20 protein-coding genes are annotated in these 22,199 nt (G+C 59.8%); 4 read left to right on the forward strand and 16 right to left on the reverse strand.

Features of this window, described 5'->3' with window-relative positions:
* Positions 1-101: 101 nt before the first annotated feature.
* Both AC1DU9_RS10045 and AC1DU9_RS10050 read right to left on the reverse strand, forming a co-directional pair.
* Positions 102-1,892, reverse strand: coding sequence for a bifunctional diguanylate cyclase/phosphodiesterase (locus AC1DU9_RS10045; RefSeq protein WP_223462163.1), 1,791 nt, complete (start codon positions 1,890-1,892; stop codon positions 102-104).
* A gap of 143 nt (positions 1,893-2,035) precedes the next feature.
* Positions 2,036-4,117 (reverse strand): carboxy terminal-processing peptidase, encoded by a 2,082-nt coding sequence (locus tag AC1DU9_RS10050; RefSeq protein ID WP_223462224.1) that lies wholly within the window; start codon positions 4,115-4,117, stop codon positions 2,036-2,038.
* 138 nt (positions 4,118-4,255) lie between these two features.
* On the opposite strand from AC1DU9_RS10050, the gene AC1DU9_RS10055 reads away from it, so the two are divergent.
* Positions 4,256-5,218, forward strand: a complete 963-nt coding sequence (locus tag AC1DU9_RS10055; protein ID WP_477810076.1) for a zinc-binding dehydrogenase — start codon at positions 4,256-4,258, stop codon at positions 5,216-5,218.
* Positions 5,219-5,331: 113 nt separating this feature from the next.
* Here the strand turns inward: AC1DU9_RS10055 and AC1DU9_RS10060 are convergent, their stop codons facing one another.
* From AC1DU9_RS10060 to AC1DU9_RS10085, 6 genes are all read right to left on the reverse strand, one after another.
* A complete protein-coding gene (locus AC1DU9_RS10060; RefSeq protein ID WP_223462165.1) occupies positions 5,332-5,985 on the reverse strand; it encodes an HAD family hydrolase in 654 nt (217 codons plus the stop codon).
* 34 nt (positions 5,986-6,019) lie between these two features.
* Complete coding sequence (locus AC1DU9_RS10065; RefSeq protein ID WP_223462166.1) at positions 6,020-7,024, reverse strand: ABC transporter ATP-binding protein; 1,005 nt, start codon at positions 7,022-7,024, stop codon at positions 6,020-6,022.
* Positions 7,021-7,821, reverse strand: a complete 801-nt coding sequence (locus AC1DU9_RS10070) for an ABC transporter permease (protein WP_223462167.1) — start codon at positions 7,819-7,821, stop codon at positions 7,021-7,023. Before AC1DU9_RS10070 ends, AC1DU9_RS10065 begins: the two co-directional genes overlap by 4 nt.
* Positions 7,808-8,644: an ABC transporter permease gene (locus tag AC1DU9_RS10075; RefSeq protein WP_223462168.1), complete on the reverse strand. Its 837-nt coding sequence runs from the start codon at positions 8,642-8,644 to the stop codon at positions 7,808-7,810. The genes AC1DU9_RS10070 and AC1DU9_RS10075 overlap by 14 nt, the downstream gene beginning before the upstream one ends.
* Positions 8,645-8,649: 5 nt before the next feature.
* A complete protein-coding gene (locus AC1DU9_RS10080; protein ID WP_223462169.1) occupies positions 8,650-9,456 on the reverse strand; it encodes an alkaline phosphatase family protein in 807 nt (268 codons plus the stop codon).
* A 175-nt stretch (positions 9,457-9,631) separates the two neighbouring features.
* Complete coding sequence (locus AC1DU9_RS10085; protein WP_223462170.1) at positions 9,632-10,699, reverse strand: ABC transporter substrate-binding protein; 1,068 nt, start codon at positions 10,697-10,699, stop codon at positions 9,632-9,634.
* A 363-nt stretch (positions 10,700-11,062) separates the two neighbouring features.
* Here AC1DU9_RS10085 and AC1DU9_RS10090 point away from each other — a divergent pair, with 363 nt between their 5' ends.
* Positions 11,063-11,776, forward strand: a complete 714-nt coding sequence (locus AC1DU9_RS10090) for a UTRA domain-containing protein (RefSeq protein WP_108218996.1) — start codon at positions 11,063-11,065, stop codon at positions 11,774-11,776.
* Positions 11,777-11,797: 21 nt separating this feature from the next.
* Here AC1DU9_RS10090 and AC1DU9_RS10095 read toward each other — a convergent pair whose 3' ends face one another.
* From AC1DU9_RS10095 to minC, 7 genes are all read right to left on the reverse strand, one after another.
* Positions 11,798-13,906 carry a mechanosensitive ion channel family protein gene (locus AC1DU9_RS10095; RefSeq protein ID WP_223462171.1) on the reverse strand — a complete coding sequence of 703 codons (2,109 nt, stop codon included), beginning with the start codon at positions 13,904-13,906 and terminating at the stop codon, positions 11,798-11,800.
* A 126-nt stretch (positions 13,907-14,032) separates the two neighbouring features.
* Positions 14,033-14,209 (reverse strand): hypothetical protein, encoded by a 177-nt coding sequence (locus tag AC1DU9_RS10100; protein ID WP_223462172.1) that lies wholly within the window; start codon positions 14,207-14,209, stop codon positions 14,033-14,035.
* Between the two features lie 210 nt (positions 14,210-14,419).
* Positions 14,420-15,709: a M18 family aminopeptidase gene (locus AC1DU9_RS10105; protein ID WP_223462173.1), complete on the reverse strand. Its 1,290-nt coding sequence runs from the start codon at positions 15,707-15,709 to the stop codon at positions 14,420-14,422.
* Positions 15,710-15,921: 212 nt separating this feature from the next.
* Positions 15,922-16,557 (reverse strand): RluA family pseudouridine synthase, encoded by a 636-nt coding sequence (locus AC1DU9_RS10110; RefSeq protein ID WP_477810077.1) that lies wholly within the window; start codon positions 16,555-16,557, stop codon positions 15,922-15,924.
* A gap of 91 nt (positions 16,558-16,648) precedes the next feature.
* Complete coding sequence (minE, locus tag AC1DU9_RS10115) at positions 16,649-16,903, reverse strand: cell division topological specificity factor MinE (RefSeq protein ID WP_007974947.1); 255 nt, start codon at positions 16,901-16,903, stop codon at positions 16,649-16,651.
* Positions 16,904-16,906: 3 nt separating this feature from the next.
* Positions 16,907-17,719 carry a septum site-determining protein MinD gene (gene minD / locus AC1DU9_RS10120; protein ID WP_007974946.1) on the reverse strand — a complete coding sequence of 271 codons (813 nt, stop codon included), beginning with the start codon at positions 17,717-17,719 and terminating at the stop codon, positions 16,907-16,909.
* A gap of 202 nt (positions 17,720-17,921) precedes the next feature.
* Entirely contained in the window at positions 17,922-18,659 is a 738-nt protein-coding gene (gene minC / locus AC1DU9_RS10125; protein WP_007974945.1) for a septum site-determining protein MinC, read from the reverse strand.
* Between the two features lie 118 nt (positions 18,660-18,777).
* On the opposite strand from minC, the gene AC1DU9_RS10130 reads away from it, so the two are divergent.
* Positions 18,778-19,710, forward strand: coding sequence for a lipid A biosynthesis lauroyl acyltransferase (locus AC1DU9_RS10130; protein WP_223462175.1), 933 nt, complete (start codon positions 18,778-18,780; stop codon positions 19,708-19,710).
* A gap of 66 nt (positions 19,711-19,776) precedes the next feature.
* Entirely contained in the window at positions 19,777-20,931 is a 1,155-nt protein-coding gene (locus AC1DU9_RS10135; protein ID WP_477810078.1) for a patatin-like phospholipase family protein, read from the forward strand.
* A 98-nt stretch (positions 20,932-21,029) separates the two neighbouring features.
* Here the strand turns inward: AC1DU9_RS10135 and AC1DU9_RS10140 are convergent, their stop codons facing one another.
* Positions 21,030-21,815, reverse strand: a complete 786-nt coding sequence (locus tag AC1DU9_RS10140; protein WP_046037576.1) for an outer membrane protein OmpK — start codon at positions 21,813-21,815, stop codon at positions 21,030-21,032.
* Positions 21,816-22,199 lie beyond the last annotated feature (384 nt).

Consider the following 22,199-nt stretch of genomic DNA (forward strand, 5'->3'; position numbering starts at 1 on the left):
GTCTTCTTGAAGGATATAGGTGGGGATCAAATCGAGATTCAGGTTGTTTGATCTGGCGTCTTCGCTGGCAAGCCAGCTCCTACAGGGGGGCGTCAGATCAATCAGCGCTGCCCTGTCAGCCAAACCCTTTCGGGCTCCGGCACCACCAGGCTATCAATCACATGCACGCTATACCCTTGCACATTCTTCGCATGGTGCTTGGCCTGTGATGCCATCTCGGCCAGCTGGCTCGCATCGAGTTGTCCGCAGGCCTGTGGGTGCAAATGCACCACCCCGATCGACAGTGACAACAGCGCAAACTCCTGACGCACGCCCTGGCGATTCGGAGCGACGAAGCAGCCGGCTTCCAGGTGCTCGCTGCGGTAGAAACGCCGGCACTGGCTCTGGAAGTCGTCGAGCAGCTGGTTCAAACGTTTGCGCCAGTCTTCCGGGCCGAGCACCAGCAGGAAGTCATCACCACCGATGTGGCCGACAAAGTCGCGGGCCGGGTCGACGCGGTCGTTCAGGCATTGCGCCAGGCACAGCAGGACTTCGTCGCCGCGGCCGTAGCCGTAGATGTCGTTGAAAGGCTTGAAACTGTCGATGTCCACGTAGCAGATCACCGATTCCCGTTGCTGTTGCAGCAGTCGTGTCAGGCATTGCCGGATCGGCACGTTGCCCGGCAGCAAGGTCAGCGGGTTGGCGTAGCGGGCCTGCTGGATCTTCAGTTCCGTAATCAACTTGAGCACGTCAATCACCCGGCCAAGCCCGAGATAGCCGCCATTGAGCGTGATGATGAAATCTTCTTCGATGCGCTGGCGGGCACGGCTGGTGATCAGGCGGCTGACTTGTTGCAGCGACTGGCTCAGTTCGACGGCGAGGAAGTCATCGCTCATCAAGCGGCTGATCGGCTTGCGGGCGAACAGGTCGGTAGCAAAGGGCTTGAGCAGGACGTCGGAGAGCGAATGACGATGAACAATGCCGCAGGGCTGACCCTGTTCATCCAGGACCGCCAGCGAGTTCAGGTTGGCCTGGCGGCGAAAGGTTTCGAGCACCGTGGCGGTGGGGGTGTCACGGTTCACCGCGGGTTGCTCGTTGAGCAGGGCGCTGAGGTCGCTGCCGTCTTCGCTCAGTACAACGGCGATGCTGTCCTGTCGGGGCATCATTGCCCGGGCATCCCGCGGTGGGTGTTCCTGGGGGCGGCAGAGCAGGTAGCCCTGCACCAGGTCCACGCCCATTTCGGTCAGCACCGTGAGCTCTTCCGGTAGTTCGATACCTTCGGCGATGACTTGCGCCCGCGAAGCCTTGGCGATTTGCAGGATCGAACCGACGAATTCACGCTTGAGCGCATCCTGATGAATGCCATCAATGAAGTGTCGGTCAATTTTCACGTAGTCCGGCCGCAGTTCAGACCACAACCGCAAACTCGAATAGCCCGCCCCCAGATCATCCAGCGCAATCGAAAACCCCATCGCCCGATAGTGATGCAGGGCGGTTTGCAGCAGCTGGAAATCATCCGTTGGCGTTTGTTCGGTCAACTCGATGACCACCTGGCTCGGAGGGATGCCGAAGTCTTGCAGCAGTTGCAGGGTGCGCCCCGGTTGGTGGGCCGCTTCAAGCAGGGATTCCGGGGATACGTTAAGGAACAGCAGGCCAGGCAATTGCTGTTCATTGAAGCGTCGGCAAGCACTCTCGCGGCAGGCAATTTCCAGCTCGCTCAGACGTCCGGCCTGGCGGGCGACGGCGAACAGGGCGACGGGGGAGTGCAGAGGGCTGTTGGACGGACCGCGACTGAGGGCTTCGTAGCCGAGAATGCGTCGTTCAGAAAGGCTGATGATCGGCTGGAACAGGCTGTGCAAACCGCTTTGAGTCAGGATCGAGCTCAATGCACTCAGCTGTTCGGTTGTGGTCATGGCAATCTCTGGCGATAAAAAAAGGACCGGGCGTGCCCTTGGTAAAGAGCACGCCCGGTCCTCTATTTCACGACAGAACGATGACTGTTTGATGACGCTCCGGGGGCGTTAGCATTAAATTGCCATCAGCTGTTTGTAAAAACTCAGTGCTTGGCCACTGCCGTGTTGAGTTTCAGGTAGTCCAGCAGAATCCGCCCGGTTTCGCTCAGGTAGGCGTCGTCTTCCGGTTTGGTTTTGTCATCTTCGGCCGCAATGACGTCCTCGTCTTCTTTCTTCAGCTCTTTGAGTGGTTCTTCGCCCTTGGCCTTGCGACGGATGTTTTCCATGGCCAGCTGTTTGGCTTCAATGTCGGCATGTTGGGCACGACGCTCGGCTTCATTGAGGCTGACGGTTTTTTCCAACATCAGTTTCTGCGCCAGGGCCAGCTTGTCCCGGATGAACACGAACTCTGCATCCTTGGCCGTCCGCACGTCATGCTCGGACTTGAGCTGCGAAATGTACGGTTTGAACGGATCCAGCGCAGGCTTGATGGCGGCCTTGATGGTGTCCCATGGCATGGCTTCTGGCAGGGCGCTTTCACCGATTTCCTTGGTGTCGATGATCGACGGGTAATCGATGTCCGGCAAGACGCCCTGATGCTGGGTGCTCTGCCCGGAAACCCGGTAGAACTTGGCCAGGGTCAGTTTCAGTTCGCCATGGTTGAGCGGCTGAATGGTCTGCACGGTGCCTTTGCCGAAGGTCTGGCCGCCGATGATCAGTGCGCGGTGGTAGTCCTGCATGGCGCCGGCAAAAATCTCCGATGCCGAGGCGGACAGGCGGTTGACCAGCAACGCCATCGGGCCTTTGTAGAATGCGCCCGGGTTTTCATCTTCCAGGACATCGACGCGGCCATCGGCGTTACGCACGAGCACGGTCGGGCCTTTGTCGATGAACAGGCTGGTCAGCTCGGTGGCCTCTTGCAAGGAACCGCCGCCGTTGTTACGCAGGTCGATGACCACGCCGTCGACTTTCTCTTTCTGCAACTCGGTCAGCAGTTTCTTGACGTCGCGGGTGGTGCTCTTGTAATCCGGGTCGCCGGCACGGAAGGCCTTGAAGTCCAGATAGAACGCCGGGATTTCGATAATGCCGAGCTTGTAGTCCTTGCCGTCCTGCTTCAGGTTCAGTACCGATTTCTTCACGGCCTGGTCTTCGAGCTTCACCGCTTCACGGGTGATCGGCACGATCTTGGTGGTCTGGTCGTTCGGCGCATTGCTGGCCGGGATGACTTCCAGGCGCACAATGGTGCCCTTCGGACCACGAATCAGCTTGACCACTTCGTCCAGGCGCCAGCCCACCACGTCGACCATTTCCTTGTTGCCCTGGGCAACGCCGATGATCTTGTCGGCCGGTGCAACCTGCTTGGTCTTGTCCGCCGGACCTGCCGGCACCAGGCGTACGACTTTCACCTGGTCGTTATCGCTCTGCAACACGGCACCGATGCCCTCGAGGGACAGGCTCATGTTGATGTCGAAGTTCTCCGCATTATCCGGCGACAGATAGTTGGTGTGCGGGTCGTAGGACATGGCGAAGGTATTGATGTACGCCTGGAAGATGTCTTCCGCGCGGGTCTGGTCCAGGCGTGCCAACTGGTTCTTGTAGCGCTTGGTCAGGGTTTCCTGGATCTGCTTGGGCTCTTTGCCGGCGATCTTCATCCGCAGCACTTCATCCTTGACGCGTTTGCGCCACAGGTCATCGAGTTCTGCGGTGGATTTGAGCCAAGGAGCGTCCTTGCGGTCGATCAGCAAGGTTTCCTTGGTGGTGAAGTCAATCTTGTCGACGCCTTTGCCCAGCTCGGCAAGGGCGAAGTCCAGACGCGCCTTCACGCGGTCCAGGTAGCGCTTGTAGATGGTGAACCCGGCGTTCAGGTCGCCACTCTTGAGGAAGTCGTCGAACTGCGTCTTCCACTTGTCGAATTCGGCAATGTCGCTGGCCATGAAGTAGCTACGCGACGGATCCAGCAGCTTGAGGTAGCTGTCGTAGATGATCACCGAGCGCGCGTCATCGAGTGGCGGCTTGCTGTAGTGGTGGCGTTTGAGTAACTCCACGACGTTCAGACTGGCGATCACTTCGTCACGATCGGGTTGAAGATTGTCCCAGCTATTGGCTGCGAATGTATTGCCCGACATCGGCAGCAAGCCGATACCGATGAATAAGGCGAGGGCAGTGCTGGGGAACAGATGCTTCATGCTGATTCGACGCGGGGACAATTGATAACGCATATTAGGCCGTCTTTGAAGTCGCCGGATCTTTGGGAACCGGTCGCATAATGCAAAAAGCCCGACGCTATAGCTTCGGGCTCAGTCCAGACTCACTATGGAGGCACTGTGAAAGCATTGCAAGGCGTTGACGGTCGAGTGGTGTGGGTTGAAGAGCCGAGTCCTACGTGCGATGTAGGACAAGTTCGTATTCGAGTGGCGGCAGCAGGTCTCAATCGCGCCGATTTATTACAGAAAGCCGGCCTTTATCCGCCGCCGCCAGGGGCCAGCCAAGTGCTTGGTCTAGAGTGCTCGGGCGTGATCAGCGAGGTGGGCGCCGGTTCCTCCTGGCAGATTGGCGATCGGGTTTGCGCCTTGCTGGCCGGGGGCGGCATGGCCGAAGAGGTGGTTGTCGACGGACGGCACGTGCTGCCGGTTCCCGACGAAATGTCTCTGGCGGAAGCGGCAGCGCTGCCGGAAGTCTATGCAACGGTCTGGCTGAATTTGTTTCAACTTGCTGCTCTCAAGCCGGGTCAGAAAGTTCTGCTGCACGCCGGAGCAAGTGGAATTGGTTCAGCGGCTATTCAGCTGTGCAAGGCCTTCGGTAACCCGTGCTGGGTCAGCGTCGGCTCCGCCGAGCGACTGGCGTACTGCGAAGCGCTGGGCGCCCAGGGCGGCGTGGTGCGCAATGGCGATCTGGAGAGCCTGCGGGATCTGGGGCCGTTCGACGTGATTCTCGACCCGGTGGGCGGCAATTACGCGGACTTGAACCTCAAGCTGCTCGCGCAGGATGGCCGTTGGGTGTTGATCGGTCTGATGGGCGGGCGCGAGGCCAAGCTGGATCTGGCCCAGGTGCTGGCCAAGCGTGTGCAGTTGCTGGGCTCGACCCTGCGCAGCCGTGATGAGCAGTTCAAGGCTGATCTGTTCAGCGATCTACGCCTGCATGTGTGGCCGTTGTTTGCCGAGGGGCGCTTGAGCCCGCAATTGGCCAAAGCTTTTCCGATCAAGGATGCCGAGGCGGCGTTCGCCGAGCTGGCGAGCAATATCGTGGCGGGGAAGGTGGTGTTGGTGATTGACGAGCGCTTGACCTGACAACCCTGAATCTGTAGGAGCGAGCCTGCTCGCGATGGCGGAAGGTCGGTCAACATTAACGTCGCCTGATCCACCGCTATCGCGAGCAGGCTCGCTCCTACAAGGGATCCGGGTTACTTCCAGAGATGAATCGGCCACCCGGCTTTTTCAGCCTGCTCGCGCAACACCGGATCCGGGTTGACCACGTGGGGGTAATCCACTTTCAGCAACAACGGCAGATCGTTGCGTGAGTCGGAATAGAAGCTCGCGCCTTCGAGGTTTTCCTCCTCTGCATCCAGCCACTCCAGCAAGCGGGTGATCTTGCCTTCGCGGTAGGTCAGGGTGCCGACGGTATGGCCGCTGTAAACGCCGTGGGTGACTTCCAGTTCGATGCCCAGAATCTCGTCGATGCCCAGGCGTTCGGCGATGGGGCCGACCAGATGGGTGCCCGAGGCCGAAATCACCAGAATCCGGTCACCGGCCTTGCGATGCGCCGCGATGGTTTTGGTGGCGTCGCTGAAGATGATCGGTTCGATGAAGTCTTCCACCCATGGGCCAACCAGATGCTCGACCTCTGCGGGCGTACGACCGATCAACGGTTCCAGGCTGAAGGCCATGTAGTCCTCCATCGCCAGGTGGCCGCGGCCGTAGGCATCCATCAGTTCCTTGTCGCGACGCAGGAACGATTCGCCATCGACCCAACCGAGGCGGACCATTTGCTCGCTCCACAGTGAGGCGCAGTCGCCGTGGATCAGGGTTTCGTCCAGATCAAAAATTGCCAGGGCCATCAGTGCAGTTCTCTCTTCAGCGTCAGCAAAGTCATCAGGCTACCTCACACAGGGCCGTCGGATCGATGGAAAGCGCCAGACGTTGGCCGTCGGGATGCAGGTCGGCCGCCGAGCGGTTCAGAACGTCCACCACCAATTCTACGCCCCGGGCTTCGATCCGGTAGCGAATCACGTTGCCCAGCAGGCTGTGGCTACGCACCTGTGCGTCCAGTTCGCCATTGAGGCTCAGTTCGATGGCTTCCGGGCGGATGGCGATGCGCTTGCTGATCGGTCGCTGCAACAGCTTCGAAGCGCTGTCGGCATCCAGCAGGTTGTAGTTGCCGATAAACCCGGCGGCGAACACATCCACCGGGGCGGTGTAGAGGGTTTCGGCGTCGCCGCTTTGTACGATTTTTCCCTGATTCATGAGGAAAATCCGGTCAGACATGGTCAGGGCTTCTTCCTGATCGTGTGTGACGAAAATCGTGGTCAAGCCCAGCTCGCGCTGGATCTGACGGATCTGTTCGCGCAGGAGCTTGCGAATCCGCGCGTCCAGGGCCGACAACGGTTCGTCGAGCAGCAACAGGCGCGGGCGGGTCACCAACGAGCGGGCGAGGGCCACGCGCTGGCATTGGCCGCCGGACAATTGATGCGGATAACGCGAGGCGAAGTCGTTCAGTTCCACCAGTTTCAACACTTCGGCGACGCGCTTCTGACTGTCGTCGGCGTTGACCTTCTGCATGCGCAGGCCGAAGGCGACGTTTTGCTCCACGCTCATGTTGGGGAACAGGGCATAGCTCTGGAACACCATGCCGATCCCGCGTTTTTGCGGGCTCAGGGGCACGATGTCCTGATTGTCCAGGAGGATCTTGCCGCCATCCACCGAGGTCAGGCCGGCGATGCAGCGCAGCAGGGTGGATTTGCCGCAACCGGACGGGCCGAGCAGGGTGACGAATTCACCTTTCCGGATTTCGCAATTGATGTCGCTGAACACCGTAGTGCCCGCCTGCCCTACTTGAGAGTAGCTTTTCTGAAGATGTTGGACGCTGACGTAGCTCATTCGCTTTTGTCCTTGTTCAAGATATTGGCGATCCAAGTCAGAACCAGCACAAAGAAGAAGTAGGAAATCACCAGCGCACTGGTGAAATGACCGCTGCTGTTGCGCATGTTGTTGAGGTAGACCTGCAGGGTTTCGTAGCGGGTGCCCACGAGGATGTTGGCGAACACGAATTCACCGAACAGAAACGAGAACGACAGCAGCAGTGCCACCATCAGGCCCTTGCGCAGGTTCGGTAGCACCACCAGGAATGCGGCTTGAAAGGTGCTGGCGCCGAGCAACTGGGCGGCATCCATCAGGTCGCGCAGGTTGATCGCTTGCAGGTTGTTGGTGATCGCCCGGTACATGAACGGCAGCGCCACGGTGAAGTAGCAACCGATCAGGATCCACGGCGTGCCGACCATGGCGAAGGGGCCGGAGCCATAGAGCTGCAACAGTCCCACCGACGACACCACCGGTGGCACAGCGAAGGGCAGCAGGATCAGGATGTTCATCAGCGCGTCGAGTTTCGGGAAGTGGTAATGCACCACGAACAACAGCGGCAGAATCAGCACCACGGAAAGGATCAACGAACCGACGCAGACCAGCAACGATTGCCCGAACGCATCCAGGAAGCGCGGATCGCTCCATAGCTGGATGTACCATTTGAGGGTGAAGCCACTGGGCAGAATGGTCGCCGACCAACTGCTGGCGATCGAGTAGATCAGCGTGCCGGCCAGCGGCAACAGCAGGATGGCAAACAGCAAGTACACCACGACGCGGTGGTAGACACCGGCGGACCCCAGTTCAGCGCGAGACATGGTAGCTCCTCTTCAACAGCAACTGATGCACGATGGTCACCAGGGTCATCAAGGCCACCAGCACCACGGCCAGGGCGCTGGCCAGGTTCGGGTCCAGGGAAATGTCACCGGACACCATTGCCGCGATGCGGATCGGCAGCACGTTGAAGTTGCCGGTGGTCAGTGCGTACACCGTGGCGTAGGCGCCGAGGGCGTTGGCCAGCAGGATCACGAAGGTGCCGAGCAACGCAGGTGTCAACACCGGCAATCCGATGTGTCGCCAGAATTGCCAGCCGCTCGCACCGAGCAGTGAGGCGGACTCGCGCCAGTCTTCGCGCAAGGCATCGAAGGCCGGGTACAGCAACAGTACGCCGAGGGGAATCTGGAAGTAGGTGTAGAGAATGATCAGCCCGGTTTTCGAGTACAGGTTGAAATCCTGAATGATGCCGGCCTGCTTGAGCATGATGGTGAAGCTGCCGTTGAAGCCGAGCAAAATGATGAACGCGAACGCCAGCGGCACACCGGCGAAGTTGCTGGTCATGTTGGCGAAGGCGTTGACGAAGTTGCGCAGTTTCGAATCGACCCGGCGCAGGGAGTAGGCGCCCAGTATCGCGATGATGATCCCGAACACGCTGGACCAGAAGCTGATCTCAAGACTGTACTGGATGGCCTGCAGGTAAAACTTCGAGCTGAAGATCTTGCTGAAGTTGGCCAGGCCCCAGCCGAATTCTTCAGATTGCAGGCTGTTGATCATCACCCAGGTCAGCGGTGCGATCTCGAACACGATGAAGAACAACGCAAACGGGACCAGGCACAGGGCAGCGAGCCATTTACTGCGGGTCATGGAATTCACTTCAACAGCTCCCGGCAGACCGGTTTGTCGTGGGGCACGCCCAGCAATTGGCAGACGGTGCCGCAGATCTCTGTCTGTTTCGGCGCGGCGTCGGCGTCGAAGCTGAACGCATCACCGAGAACGAACAGTGGCACTTCACGTTCTTCCGGCAGCAGGCCGTTGTGGGAGCGGTCGTTGTTCATGCCATGGTCGGCGGTGACCAGCACCTGATAACCGGCATCGAGCCAGCCTTGCAGGTAGTCGGCCAGGATGATGTCGGCCGAGCGGGCGCTGTTGCGGTACTGCGGGGTGTCGAGGCCGTGCTTGTGCCCGGCGTCGTCGATATTCATCGGGTGGATCAGCAAAAAGTTCGGCGCATGGCGCAGGCGCAGGTTTTCGGCGTCGGCGAACAGGTGCGAATCCGGGTAGTGATCGTTCCAGTAGAAATGCCCGTGCTGGATCGGCAGTTGCGGATCATCGGTGTGGCGATCCCGGGCCGCCACGAAGGGCGAACGGTTGTACAGCTCGCTGACCCAGTGATAAGCCGCAGCGGCAGTCACAAGACCTGCGTCGGTAGCGTAGTGATAGATGCTGCGCTGGTTGGACAGGCGCGAGACATTGTTGTGGACGATGCCGCTGTCGATGGGCGCAACGCCGGTCAGGATGCATTCGTACAGCGGGCGGGACAGGGCCGGCAACTCGCACTCCAGTTTGTAGAGTGCGGCACGTCCGGCGCCGACGTAAGCCTGCAGGTGCCCCATGGCGTGGCGGGCGACCTCATGGTTGAGGCCGTCGAGCACGACAAGGATGACGTTGTGCTTCATAGGGGCGATGACTCCGTGAAACAGATATTCGGAACTCACTCGATCCACTGTGGGAGCTCGCTCGCGATGAGGGACTGCCAGTCAACATCTATGTTGAATGTCTAATCGCTATCGCGAGCAAGCTCGCTCCCACAGGGATTCTCATTGGTCCATCAAAAAATGGTGGGCCACAGGGTTACTGCATATTGACGATGACTTCTTCATTCCACTTCTGCGGAAGGGCCTTGGAAGTCTTCTCCCATGCATCGGCGTCCTTGATCGGCGTGACCTTTTTGTACTGCTCGTTTGGCAGCAGCTTGGCTTTCACTTCTTCTGGCAGCGTGATGTGCTCGGCACGGATCGGTCGGGCGTTGCCTTTTGCCAGGTTGATCTGGCCGGCGTCGCTGAAGATGTATTCGCGGGTCAGCTTGGCGGCATTGGGGTTCTTGGCATATTTGTTGATGATGGTGGTGTAACCGGAAATCACCGAACCGTCGGACGGGATCAGCACCACGTAATCATCCGGATTGGCCATCTTGGCCTTGTAGCTCAGGCCGTTGAAGTCCCAGACCACGCCGACTTCGATTTCGCCTTTTTCCATGGCACCAATGACCGGGTTGGACATCGAAAGGCGACCCTGCTTGGCGATGTCGGCGAACAGCAACAGCGCAGGTTGCAGGTTCTTCTCGTCGCCACCATTGGCCAGTGCCGCGGCCAGAACGCCGTTCGCAGCCTGGGCAGCAGTGCTTACGTCACCAATGGAAACCTTGTACTTGCCGGTCTTGAGGTCAGCCCACTTGGTCGGCACTTCGGAACCGTGCAGCAGCTTTTTGTTGACGATGAAGGCGATGGTGCCGGTGTAGGCCAGCGCCCAGTTGCCGTCCTTGTCCTTGGCCCAGGCTGGAATCTGATCCCAGGTCGAAGGCTTGTACGGTTGCACCACGCCTTGCTTGACCGCGATCGGGCCGAACGCTGCACCGACGTCGCCGATGTCGGCGCTGGCGTTGTCTTTTTCCGCGGCGAACTTGGCGATCTCCTGGGCCGAACTCATGTCGGTGTCGATGTGCTTGAGGCCGTATTTGTCGCTCAGGTCTTTCCAGGTGCCGGCCCAGTTGGCCCAGTCATTGGGCATGCCGACGCTGTTGACGGCGCCTTCCGCTTTCGCAGCGGCTTCCAGGGTTTTCAGATCGGTGTCGGCCGCCATGGCGGCGGTGCACATTGCAATGGTCGAGCCTAACAGTGATGCCAGGAAAAACTGTTTCATTCCGAAGCTCCTTGGGTCGTGTTCAACGCTGCGATTGCGGTGTGTGTTGGTCTAGGTCAGCAATACCTGAGCCAATTTAAGGGGGCTGGATGACACTTTGATGTCGTTCGTCGCCCGGGATGACTTTTTGTTCGGCGGTGTCGCGGGTGGCCTGCTAAGCGTAGACCATGGTCAAAGCCCAGGCTGGCAAGGGACTTGGCCGATGAATTGCAGGTTCTTGAAAGCCGGGAGTGGCGACCGTTGGGCGCCTTTGTCACACCTCGGTCATCTGCACTGCCTACGCTTGCAGACTATTGAATGAGCCGGTTTGCGCTGCTGTTCTGCCCTGAATTGGTGCTGGTCTAGTCCAGAAAGGAAACGTTGATGCGTGAAGAGGCAACAAAAGCGGTAACAGCCATTGGCCAGGTACTCCAGGAACAGATCGACCACGGTCTGTTGGCTCCTGGCAGCAAATTGCCGGCCGAACGCAAGCTCAGTGAACTGTTCGGCACCACGCGGATCACTTTGCGTGAGGCGTTGTTGCAGCTGGAGTCACAAGGGCAGATCTACCGCGAGGAGCGGCGCGGCTGGTTCGTCTCGCCGCCGCGCCTGGCGTACAACCTCATGCAGCGCAGCCACTTTCACGCGATGGTCAGCGCCCAGGGGCGGATTCCGTCCACCGAGGTGATTTCAGCGCGATTGCAACCGGCATCGGCGGCGGTCTGTGCCTGGCTGCAATTGCCGGCGCTGTCGAGCGTGATCCAGATCTGCCGCTCGCGACGGATCGACGGGCGACTGGTGCTGTATGTGGAGCACTATCTGAACCCGCAGTACTTTCCCGGGATCCTCGATTTCGATTTGAATCAGTCGATCACCGAGTTGTATGCGCGGCATTACGATTTGCACTACGGGCGGGTGCGCTTCGAGATTGTGCCCACGGCGTTGTCGGTGGATGCGGCGGCGGCGTTGAAGGTGTCAGTGGGCAGCCCGGGCCTGCGGATTGCCCGGGTCAACTATGACCAGCATGAACGGTTGATCGACTGCGACCTGGAGTTCTGGCGGCATGATGCGATTCATGTCGGGGTGGATGTTGTCTGACGCTGCTATTGCAGGCGCTGGCTATTCGCCCTGCGGGTCACCACCGGCGGTCATCACCTGAATACTCATCCGCGGTGTCGCCAGATCCAGTCCGGCTTCATCCATGTGCCGCTTGAGTGACAGATTGAACGCTCGCGACACTTCCCACTGCTTGATTGGCGCGGTCTTGAAGCGGGCGCGAAGGATCGCATTGCCCGACTCGAAACTTTCCACCCCCTGAAACTCCAGTGGCGACCAGATATTGCGCCGCTGCAACGGATCGGTGCGCATTTTCTGACCAACTTCGCGCATCAGTTTGATTGCGTTGTCGATGTCCATGCTGGCCGGCACCGCGACCCGGAAGATCGCGTAGCCGAATTCCCGGGAGTAGTTCTTGATGCTTTTGATTTCGCTGAATGGAATGGTGTGGACGATGCCGTCGATGTCCCGCAGGCGCACGGTGCGGATGGTCAGGCCTTCGACCGTGCCGAGGTGGCCGCCGACATCCACGTAGTCGTCGATAGCCAGGGAGTCTTCGATGATGATGAACAACCCGGTAATCAGGTCGGCTACCAGCGACTGTGCGCCAAAACCGATGGCCAGACCGATCACACCGGCACCGGCCAGCAGTGGCGTGACGTTCATGCCCATGTTCGCCAGGGCAACGATCAGCGCGATGATGAAAATCGCCACGAACAACACGTTGCGGATCAGCGGCATCATCGTCTGTGCGCGGGCATTGGCCAGGCCTTTGCGCGAGCGGGTCAGCGCGTGATGCACGGCGGTGTCGCTGAGAATCCAGATCAGCCAGGCGAACAGCAGCGTACCGGCGAGGCTGAACAGTTTGACGCTGACTTCGTGGCCGTCGCCTTCGGTGAAGCGGATCAACGAAATGCCCCAGACCCGCAGGCCAAGCTCGATGAAGGCCAGCCACACCAGCAGATGAACGATGGTGTAGAAAAAGTTTTTCAGCCGTTCCGAATACACGGCGTAACGCCGGATGCCATGCTTGGGTTTGAGGGCGTGGCGGCGTACCAGGCCGTTGATGACCATGCACAACACCAGCAAAACGGTGCAGATCAGCGACTGGCGCAGTGCGGTGCTGGTGTCGCCAGCGGAAATAAAGGTGGCGAACAGGGAGATGGCCACCAGCACCAACGCCGGCACGTACCAGAAGGTGCCGAGGATCGACAGGGTGTCGTTGAGGGCACGGCGGGTCAGGCGCCGGGACAGTGGCTGGTTGCGGATCAAGTGAGCGATCGGTCGGCGGAAGCGCAGGATGAACCGTCCTGTGGACAGCGCTGCCAGGACATTGGCGACAGTCGCAGCGGTATGGGCCAGATGGCTGCCGAGGCTGTCGACCAGTTGCGGGTCGCTCAGCGCCTCGCCAAACGCGGCGAAGCTGCCGATCAGCCACAGCGGCCGAAACGCCTGGTGCCGCAGGATGTACAGGGCGCGGTGGCGGTGCGGGCCGTCGAGCAGGGAAAAGGCAATCACGCAGATGGCCGAGAAGCAGGTGCCGACCACCAGTGCATAGGCCAGTACCATGGCCAGGCTTTTGCCCAGGGACGAGGGCAGGGCGTAGCTCATGTAGACCGTGATCACCAGGGCGATCAGCCATGGCCCGAGCTTGCGCAAGGCGAAGCGCAACATGTCGAGGGCCCGGGGGTGCTGCGGCAGTTCTTCGGTCAGGCCGAAACGCATTCGCACGCGGTGGCTGATCCAGATCAGGGCTGCGGCCAGCAGGCTCCAGACCATCAGGATCATGGCGAAGGCGAACAGCATGGGCAGCCATTCATTGGCCGGCAGCGCCAGCGCCATCAGTTCTTCCCTGGCCTGATCGAATTCACTGGACCAGCGCGTGAGCGGACTGTCGTCGCCGGAAAATTTCTTCTCGATATTGGTCAGGGTTCCGCCAATCAGGCCCAGCACGCCTTCCTCGGTCGTTGGTTGAGCCATTTTGGTGGTGTCACGGAGCCTTTTGAGATCGGCCAGCAGCTTGGTGCGTTGCTGGTCGTTCTCCAGTGACTTGATCACTTCGTCCAGGGATTGCCCCAGCGGTTCCCGGGCTTCGGGCTGGGTCTTGGCCTGGCTGCCGAGCAGGCCTGGCAGGCCGGCCGCCTGGGCAGGCGCCACTGACAGCAGCGTCATCAGGCAGACAAGGAAAATACACGGCAGGGCAAAAAGACGAGCGAACACTAGGCGGTCAACCTCGCAGGGAGCGGATCGGCCGAGTGTACGAGCCCGTCAAAATCAATGCGAGCCAAGGGCGATGAATTATTCGTTGAGTTTGGCGAGGATCTTGATCACCACGGTTGCGAGGATGCTCAGCATGCCGATCCACATGACAAACACACCGGCATTTTTGTCGCGAAAGTTGAAGCCGACGGCCAGCATGATCATCCCGGCAAGGATCGGGACCAGCATGGCGTGGAAGGTAGACATCGAGATCATGGAGACGGCCTTGTCGAAGGGATACTCGAAGTCTAGGCGGTTTTTAAAGTGGCAGGCGTGATGTGTATCAGGAATGAACCAGCGCGATCATGAAATCTGCAGTGTTTGAGCTGCCGTCATCGCGAGCAAGTCGGATCGCCGCACCGTCGCTCCCACATTTGAAATGCAATCCAATGTGGGAGCGAGCTTGCTCGCGATGCTTTTTCAGGTTTACGGCAACTCGCGGCAGGCGTAGAACGCGCTCAGCACCTTGACCAGATGCGCCAGGTCATGGCTGCCGCACAATTCGCGGATCGAGTGCATGGCGAACGTCGGCAGGCCGATGTCCACGGTGCGCACGCCCAGGTGGCTGGCGGTGATCGGGCCGATGGTCGAACCACAGCCCATGTCGCTGCGCACCACGAAACTCTGCACCGGCACTTCTTCAGCCATGCACAGATGACGGAAGAACCCGGCGGTTTCGCTGTTGGTGGCGTAGCGCTGGTTGCTGTTGACCTTGATCACCGGGCCGGCGTTGAGTTTCGGACCGTGGTTGGCGTCGTGCTTGTCGGCGTAGTTCGGATGCACGCCGTGGGCGTTGTCAGCTGAAACCAGCAGGGATTTCTGAATGGTGCGTACCAACTCATCACCTTCAGGCAGCAGGCGACGCAAGGTTTGCTCGAGCATCGGGCCGTCGGCACCGCAGGCCGAGCAGGAACCGACTTCTTCGTGGTCGTTGCAGACCAGCACGCAGGTCTCGTCGGTGTCGGCCGTCAGCAGCGCTTGCAGGCCGGCGTAGCACGACAGCAGGTTGTCCAGGCGCGCGCCGGCGATGAAATCACCATGCAAACCAATGACCGCCGCGCTTTGGGTGTCGTAGAAACTCAACTCGTAATCGAGCACCACATCAGCGTTCAGGCCGTGTTCGCGGGCGAGTTGATCGGTGAGTACTGCGCGAAAGTCCACGCGCTCGTCACCGGCAAATTGCGCGAGGATCGGCGGCAATTCGGTCTGGGCGTTGATGGCCCAGCCCATGTTGGCTTCACGGTTGAGGTGAATCGCCAGGTTCGGAATGATCGCGACCGGAGCCTTGAAGTCGATCAACTGGCTCTCGACCTTGCCATCACGACGGAAGGTTACACGGCCCGCCAGAGACAGGTCACGGTCGAACCACGGCGCCAGCAGCGCGCCGCCATACACTTCGACGCCCAATTGCCAGAAGCCCTGGCGTTGCAGTTCCGGTTGCGGCTTGACGCGCAGGCACGGGCTGTCGGTGTGGGCGCCGACCAGGCGAATGCCGCCGTGCAACGGTGAGTGGCGGCCCATTTTGATCGCGACAATCGAAGAGTCGTTGCGGGTGACGTAGTAGCGACCGTTGGCTTCGGTAATCCACGGCTCGCGCTCGTCGAGGCGTTGATAGCCCGCCGCTTCCAGGCGCTGAACAAGGCTGGCGGTGGCATGGAACGGGGTAGGGGAGGCCTTGAGGAAATCGATCAGGCCTTGGTTCAACTCTTCGCGCATAAAGTAGCTCCAGACAGCAGTGGCGCCAGTTTAACGTATTGGCTTGGTAAATGGCGTCGCACTGAATGTTGGGGCTGGTCACCGAAGTAGAATCTGGAGGAGATCCCTGTGGGAGCGAGCTTGCTCGCGATGGCGGAGTGTCAGCCAGCATCAATGTTGGATGTGCCGGCCAGATCGCGAGCAAGCTCGCTCCCACAGGATTGATGTATGTCTTAAAACGGTGCCGGACACTCGAAGCGCAGGCGCTCACCGGTCTGCGGATGGGTGAAGCTGAGCATGCTGGCGTGCAGGCACAGGCGTGGCCAGGCCGCCAAGGCCTGTTCATGGGCATAGAGCCCGTCACCCAGCAACGGATGGCCAATCGAGAGCATGTGCACGCGCAACTGGTGGGAGCGGCCGGTGATCGGTGTCAGCTCAACGCGGCACCAGTCGCCGCAACGTTCGAGCACGCGCCAGAAGGTCAGCGCATGTTTGCCGAATTCGTGATCGACCACGTGGCGTGGCTTGGTCGGCGGGTCGTAGCGCAAGGGCAGGTCGATGCTGCCGCTGTCCAGTTCCGGCTGGCCCCAGCACAGGGCGGTGTAGGCCTTTTCGGTTTCCCGGTCGTGAAATTGCCGGGACAGCTCGCGATGGGTATCCGGGTCACGGGCCAGCAGGATAATGCCGGAAGTCTCCCAGTCCAGACGATGGACGATGCGCGCTTCCGGGAAGCCGTTTTCTTGCAGGCGGGTAATCAGGCAGTCCTTGTTGTCGTCGGCCCGGCCAGGGACGGAGAGCAACAGGGTCGGTTTGTTCACCACCAGTACGGCGGTGTCCTGATGGATGATGTGGATGTTGGACAACGGCATTAAAACAGCCTCGTAACAAACGCCAACGGCGGCTCAGGTCCCTTCCGGTTGCAGAAGGGACCTGAGCCGCCGCGGCTCCAGCCGGATCGACTCAGCGATCAGGCAGGGTGATGTTGAGTTCCAGAATCGAGCAGCTGCCCTGGCTTTCCAGTGCGACATGCACGTCATCGGACCCGATATTGACGTACTTGCGGATCACCTCGACCAGTTCCTTCTGCAAGGCCGGCAGGTAGTCCGGGGTGCTGCGTTGGCCGCGTTCGTGCGCCACGATGATCTGTAGACGCTCTTTCGCTACCGACGCGGTGCTTTGCTTTTTGTTGGCACGAAAGAAGTCAAAAAGGTTCATTGCTTAGTTGCCTCCAAACAGGCGCTCGAAGAATCCCTTCTTCTGTACATCAAGGAATCGATGATCCACGGTCTTGCCCAGCAGGCGGTCAACGGTATCGCTGTAGGCCTGGCCGGCATCGCTCTGGTCGTCGAGAATCACCGGAACGCCCTGGTTGGATGCCTTGAGCACCGCCTGGGATTCAGGGATCACGCCGAGCAGGGTCACCGAAAGGATTTCCTTGACGTCTTCTACGCCAAGCATTTCGCCTTTGCTCACACGTTCCGGGTGATAACGGGTAATCAGCAGGTGTTCCTTGATCGGGTCTTCGCCGCGTTCGGCGCGACGGGACTTGCTGGCCAGCAGGCCGAGCATGCGGTCCGAATCTCGTACCGAGGAGACTTCCGGGTTGGTCACGACGATCGCTTCATCGGCGAAGTACATGGCCAGGTGGGCGCCTTTCTCGATGCCCGCCGGGGAGTCGCAGACCACGAACTCAAAGTCTTCCTTGAGTTGCATCAGGACTTTTTCCACGCCTTCGACGGTCAACGCGTCTTTGTCGCGGGTCTGGCTGGCGGCCAGCACGTAGAGGTTTTCCAGGCGCTTGTCTTTGATCAGGGCCTGTTGCAGGTTGGCTTCGCCGTTGACCACGTTGACGAAGTCATACACCACGCGGCGCTCGCAACCCATGATCAGGTCGAGGTTACGCAAGCCCACGTCGAAGTCGACGATCACTGTTTTGTGGCCGCGCAGAGCGAGGCCGGTACCGATAGCGGCGCTGGTGGTGGTCTTACCCACACCACCCTTGCCGGATGTAACCACGAGAATCTTGGCCAAGGTGTTTCACCCCTAAGGAAGAAGGACTTTTCAGTCCCTGAAAAACATCTCCTGAAAAACTACTGCAGTCGGACAGCCTTGGCTGGAATCCGGTTTTGAGCGGCGTTTACCCCCGGTAAACACTGCTTTCGGCCTTTTTCCTACTTCGTTTGAGCCGTTTTCGCTACGTTTTAGAGATGCTTGGAAAATGCGGCAGTATCCGTTAAAGCCGAATGATGTTCAACACGTCGCCGGACAGGCTGACCTGCACACCCGAACCCCATAGCGGGTCGCGGCGCAGATCTTCGGAAACCTTGTAATGCCCGGCGATGGAAATCAGTTCAGCACTCATTTGCTGACAGAAAATCCGTGCCTTGGTGTCGCCCTTGACGCCGGCCAACACACGACCCCGCATCGGGCCGTATACATGGATGTTGCCATCGGCGAGAAGTTCCGCCCCCGGGCTGACCGAGGAGATCACCACCAGATCGCTGCCCTGGGCATAAATCTGCTGGCCACCACGTACTGGCGAGGTGATGATTTTCGTCGGTTTGATGGTCGGTTCAGGCGGTTTTTCCGGTTTTTTCTTCGGTTCGCCTTCGGTCAGGTCCAGTGGACGCTCCCGGGCACCGGACGGTGGCAGTACTGGCAAATCCACCGCGATGGCGGCGGCAATGTCTTCGATGCGGCTGGCGCGGATCGCCAGGGTACGCAGGCCATGCTGGCGGCAGACGCGCATCAGCCCTGGCAGATCGACCGCGCCTTCGTTGGCCGGGAGTTTGTCCAGGGCCAGTACCAGCGGCGCGTTGCTGAAGAAGTTGGGCGCCTGGGCGACCTTGGCGGCCAGTTGCCGATCAAGGCTTTCGAGGTCGTTACGGGCCAGTTCCAGCACCGTAATGGCCAGCATGCTGCCCTTCAACTGGAACACGGGATCTTGGTCTAGCGGTTCGGTTTGGCTCATGGTCGGCATACAACGACTTGTCACTAAAAGTGCCGAGACTTATAACGAGAACGCCCGCGGGCCGCAAGCCGGGTCGAACGATGTAGAATGCGCGGCCATTGTCATTCCGGAAGCATTAATGGACCGCCCGCGTTTTCGAAAAGCATTTCTATCTCCACGTTTCTGGCCGCTGTGGTGTGGCCTGGGGCTGTTGTGGCTGATCGTCCAGTTGCCATATCCGGCGCTGCTGTGGATCGGCCGTGCTCTGGGTGCATTGATGTATCGCGTGGCCGGCGACAGACGGCGCATTGCCAAGCGCAACCTGGAACTGTGTTTTCCTGAAAAAACCGCCGCCGAACGCAAGCGCCTGCTCAAGGAGAACTTCGCCTCCACCGGCATCGCTTTTTTTGAGATGGCGATGAGCTGGTGGTGGTCGCGCAAGCGCCTGGCAAACCTGGCTCATGTCGAAGGGCTGGAGCATTTGCAAAAGGCTCAGCGCGAAGGCAAGGGCGTGATCCTGATGGCACTGCACTTCACGACGCTGGAAATCGGTGCCGCGCTGCTCGGCCAACAGCACACCATCGACGGCATGTACCGCGAGCACAAGAATCCGCTGTTCGACTATATCCAGCGCCAGGGCCGCGAGCGGCACAACCTCGACTCGCTGGCGGTGGAGCGCGATGACGTGCGCGGCATGCTCAAGCTGCTGCGCTCGGGCCGGGCGATCTGGTACGCACCGGATCAGGACTACGGCGCCAAGCAAAGTATTTTTGTGCCACTGTTCGGCGTTCAGGCCGCGACCGTCACCGCCACCAGCAAGTTTGCGCGGCTGGGCAAGGCGCTGGTGGTGCCGTTCACCCAGGAGCGTCTGGCGGACGGCGGCGGATATCGCCTGGTGATCCATGCGCCGCTCGAAGGCTTCCCCGGCGAAACCGAAGAAGACGATTGCATCCGCATCAACCAATGGATCGAAAGCGTTCTGCGGGAGCATCCCGAGCAATACCTGTGGGCTCATCGTCGCTTCAAGAGCCGTCCACCGGGCGAGCCGAAGCTGTACGCCAAACGTGGTTGAATCCCGCTCCTACAAGGGAATAGGTCGAAACAACGAAATCCCATCAAGCACCATGGAGAGTTGTGCATGAGTCCAGGCGAACCGGTTACAGGGTTGATTCTTTCCGGTGGCGGGGCTCGGGCGGCCTATCAGGTCGGAGTGCTGGCGGCGATTGCCGAATTGCTGCCACCGGGGGCGAGCAACCCGTTTCCGGTGATCGTCGGCACCTCGGCCGGCGCGATCAACGCAGTCAGCCTCGCCAGCGGGGCAATGGACTTTCGTAACGCCATCGAACGCCTGACGGCCTTCTGGCAGGGCTTTCGCAGTCATCTGGTGTTGCGCAGTGACTGGCCCGGGGTAATCCGCCAGGCCAGCCGCTTTGTCAGCCACAGCTTGCTCGGTATCGGTAAGCACATGCCGGTGGCGCTGCTCAACAGTTCTCCGCTGCGGGACTTGCTCAACGACAAGCTGCATATGGGCGGCATCGCCGAAGCGATCGCACAGCAACAATTGCATGCAGTGGCAGTCACCGCCTTCGGCTATGAGTCCGGCCAGGCCGTCACCTTCTATCAGGGCGGCGGCAAGATCGATGCCTGGTTGCGCCATCGACGCATCGGCGTTCCCACCCAACTGTCCGTGGAACATCTACTCGCCAGTTCGGCCATTCCGTTGCTGTTCGCACCGGTGAAAATCGGCGAAGAGTATTTCGGTGATGGCGCGGTGCGTCAGTCGGCGCCGATCAGTCCGGCGCTGCATCTGGGCGCCAGTCGGGTGCTGGTGGTGGGTGTCAGCGGCAACCCCCGCGGCGTCGACCCGCAACAACCCTTGCAGCGCAGCTACACCGGTCAGCAGCCGACCCTGGCGCAGATTGGCGGGCACATGCTCAACAGTACGTTCATTGACAGCCTGGAAAGCGACATCGAGTTGTTGCAGCGCCTGAATCAGTTCAGTCACCTGATGCCCGACGGTACGCCGACCCGCGCATTGGGCGTGGCGCCAGTGGACGTACTGGTGATTTCACCAAGCCAGCCAATCGACGAGATTGCCGCGCGACATCGCCAGGAGTTGCCGCCGGCATTGCGCCTGTTCCTGCGAGGCCCGGGCGCGACCAAGACCAGCGGGGCAGGGGTGCTGAGCTATCTGTTGTTCGAGGCGGGGTATTGCAGCGAATTGATCGAACTGGGGCGACGGGATGCATTGGCCAAGCGGGGGGAGTTGTGCCGGTTTCTGGGGTTGATGTAGGAGCGAGCAAGCTCGCGATGGACGTTAACGATGACGCTGGGAGCCTGACACCCCGTGGCGCTCTCTAGTCCATCGCGAGCAAGCTCGCTCCTACATGATCAGAAGTGAACCTTGACCAGGAAGCTGGTCACGCTCTGATCAGTCTTGAAGCCCTGGCTGTCTTCAATCCCGTACTTGTTTTTCCAGTAGTCGTACTCGACACCGACGTACAGCTGCTTGGCACCCAGATTCAACGCCTTGCCCAGGTCATATTTGACCTGCGGATTGAAGTGCAGGTTGGCGTGGTATTCGCCTTTTTTGTTCACGTCGTTGTCGACGACCCAGTCCATGAAACCGTCGATCAGCACGTCCGAACCACCCACCGGGATGGTGTAGGACCAGACCGGCGTGACCTGCCAGATGTTGTCGCCCGGGCGGTCGCCTTCGGTGTGGCGGTTGTAGAAGTTCAACTGGAAGTAATCGAAGCCCGGGATGGCCAGATCGAAGCCAGGGCCGATCAGGTAGGACTCGGTATCGTCTTCACCGAACTCGTAGGTCATGGCCAGCAGCACGTCCTTGATCGGGCCAAATTCGAACTTCTGGTCGAAGATCTTGTTGAACGACAGGCGCGGGCTGAGCTCGCCGTAGTGGCTGTTCTTGCCCGCGAAGGCGTCTTCCTTGCCGTTGTAGAAGATCTTGTCGATGAAGAAGAAGTTGTCGCCGTATTTCCAACCATCAGCGTGTTCAAAGGTCACCGTCTGCTGGATGCGCGGGTTGACCTGGAAGTCCTTGCCATAGAGATAGCTCAGGCTGTTGTTCTGCCATTGCAGCAAGTCGCCGGCCATGGCCTGACCCCCGGCCAGCAATGATCCCGCCAGCATCAGGCTAGTGCACGTACGTTTCATTCGGTTGCTCCCAAAAAGTAGGTGGTTCCACGTTATTTTTTTAAGGTCGGCGCTCTGGTGTGGCGCCTGTTTCTGTAGCGGTAAAAAATCATCCATTCGGTCAGCTTTAGTGCTGTTAGCAAGAGCTGAGCCAAGGCTTTCAAAAAGCCAAAAAACTCCCGTTCGGCGGCTCAAGAGCGGTCGATTGAGAAGGATTTTGGAGTGCCTTGGTGCCTGCCAGGGCCGGGATAAGTTGGCTTTTTGGTCAGGTTTTACATCCGGGCTTTTTTTTAAACCGGATTTGGGCGGCCGCGGAGAATACTGACTCCTCGGCCAGGTCTCAAGTGATCCGCAACGGCGCACCGACGACAGGTTTGGGGCACGGTTGCGGGGCAGCATCAGAAA

It is taken from the genome of Pseudomonas sp. P4_C1, from assembly GCF_056402155.1.

What these genes read in the sequence shown, in the direction of transcription:
- AC1DU9_RS10070 (WP_223462167.1), bottom strand. Translation starts at nt 7,821, where the DNA reads ATGTCTCGCGCTGAACTGGGGTCCGCCGGTGTCTACCACCGCGTCGTG.
- AC1DU9_RS10075 (WP_223462168.1), bottom strand. Translation starts at nt 8,644, where the DNA reads ATGACCCGCAGTAAATGGCTCGCTGCCCTGTGCCTGGTCCCGTTTGCG.
- AC1DU9_RS10090 (WP_108218996.1), top strand. Translation starts at nt 11,063, where the DNA reads ATGCGTGAAGAGGCAACAAAAGCGGTAACAGCCATTGGCCAGGTACTC.
- AC1DU9_RS10050 (WP_223462224.1), bottom strand. Translation starts at nt 4,117, where the DNA reads ATGAAGCATCTGTTCCCCAGCACTGCCCTCGCCTTATTCATCGGTATC.
- AC1DU9_RS10065 (WP_223462166.1), bottom strand. Translation starts at nt 7,024, where the DNA reads ATGAGCTACGTCAGCGTCCAACATCTTCAGAAAAGCTACTCTCAAGTA.
- AC1DU9_RS10135 (WP_477810078.1), top strand. Translation starts at nt 19,777, where the DNA reads ATGAGTCCAGGCGAACCGGTTACAGGGTTGATTCTTTCCGGTGGCGGG.
- AC1DU9_RS10060 (WP_223462165.1), bottom strand. Translation starts at nt 5,985, where the DNA reads ATGGCCCTGGCAATTTTTGATCTGGACGAAACCCTGATCCACGGCGAC.
- AC1DU9_RS10095 (WP_223462171.1), bottom strand. Translation starts at nt 13,906, where the DNA reads ATGACGCTGCTGTCAGTGGCGCCTGCCCAGGCGGCCGGCCTGCCAGGC.
- AC1DU9_RS10085 (WP_223462170.1), bottom strand. Translation starts at nt 10,699, where the DNA reads ATGAAACAGTTTTTCCTGGCATCACTGTTAGGCTCGACCATTGCAATG.
- AC1DU9_RS10130 (WP_223462175.1), top strand. Translation starts at nt 18,778, where the DNA reads ATGGACCGCCCGCGTTTTCGAAAAGCATTTCTATCTCCACGTTTCTGG.
- AC1DU9_RS10080 (WP_223462169.1), bottom strand. Translation starts at nt 9,456, where the DNA reads ATGAAGCACAACGTCATCCTTGTCGTGCTCGACGGCCTCAACCATGAG.
- AC1DU9_RS10045 (WP_223462163.1), bottom strand. Translation starts at nt 1,892, where the DNA reads ATGACCACAACCGAACAGCTGAGTGCATTGAGCTCGATCCTGACTCAA.
- AC1DU9_RS10140 (WP_046037576.1), bottom strand. Translation starts at nt 21,815, where the DNA reads ATGAAACGTACGTGCACTAGCCTGATGCTGGCGGGATCATTGCTGGCC.
- AC1DU9_RS10100 (WP_223462172.1), bottom strand. Translation starts at nt 14,209, where the DNA reads ATGATCTCGATGTCTACCTTCCACGCCATGCTGGTCCCGATCCTTGCC.
- minE (WP_007974947.1), bottom strand. Translation starts at nt 16,903, where the DNA reads ATGAACCTTTTTGACTTCTTTCGTGCCAACAAAAAGCAAAGCACCGCG.
- AC1DU9_RS10110 (WP_477810077.1), bottom strand. Translation starts at nt 16,557, where the DNA reads ATGCCGTTGTCCAACATCCACATCATCCATCAGGACACCGCCGTACTG.
- minC (WP_007974945.1), bottom strand. Translation starts at nt 18,659, where the DNA reads ATGAGCCAAACCGAACCGCTAGACCAAGATCCCGTGTTCCAGTTGAAG.
- AC1DU9_RS10105 (WP_223462173.1), bottom strand. Translation starts at nt 15,709, where the DNA reads ATGCGCGAAGAGTTGAACCAAGGCCTGATCGATTTCCTCAAGGCCTCC.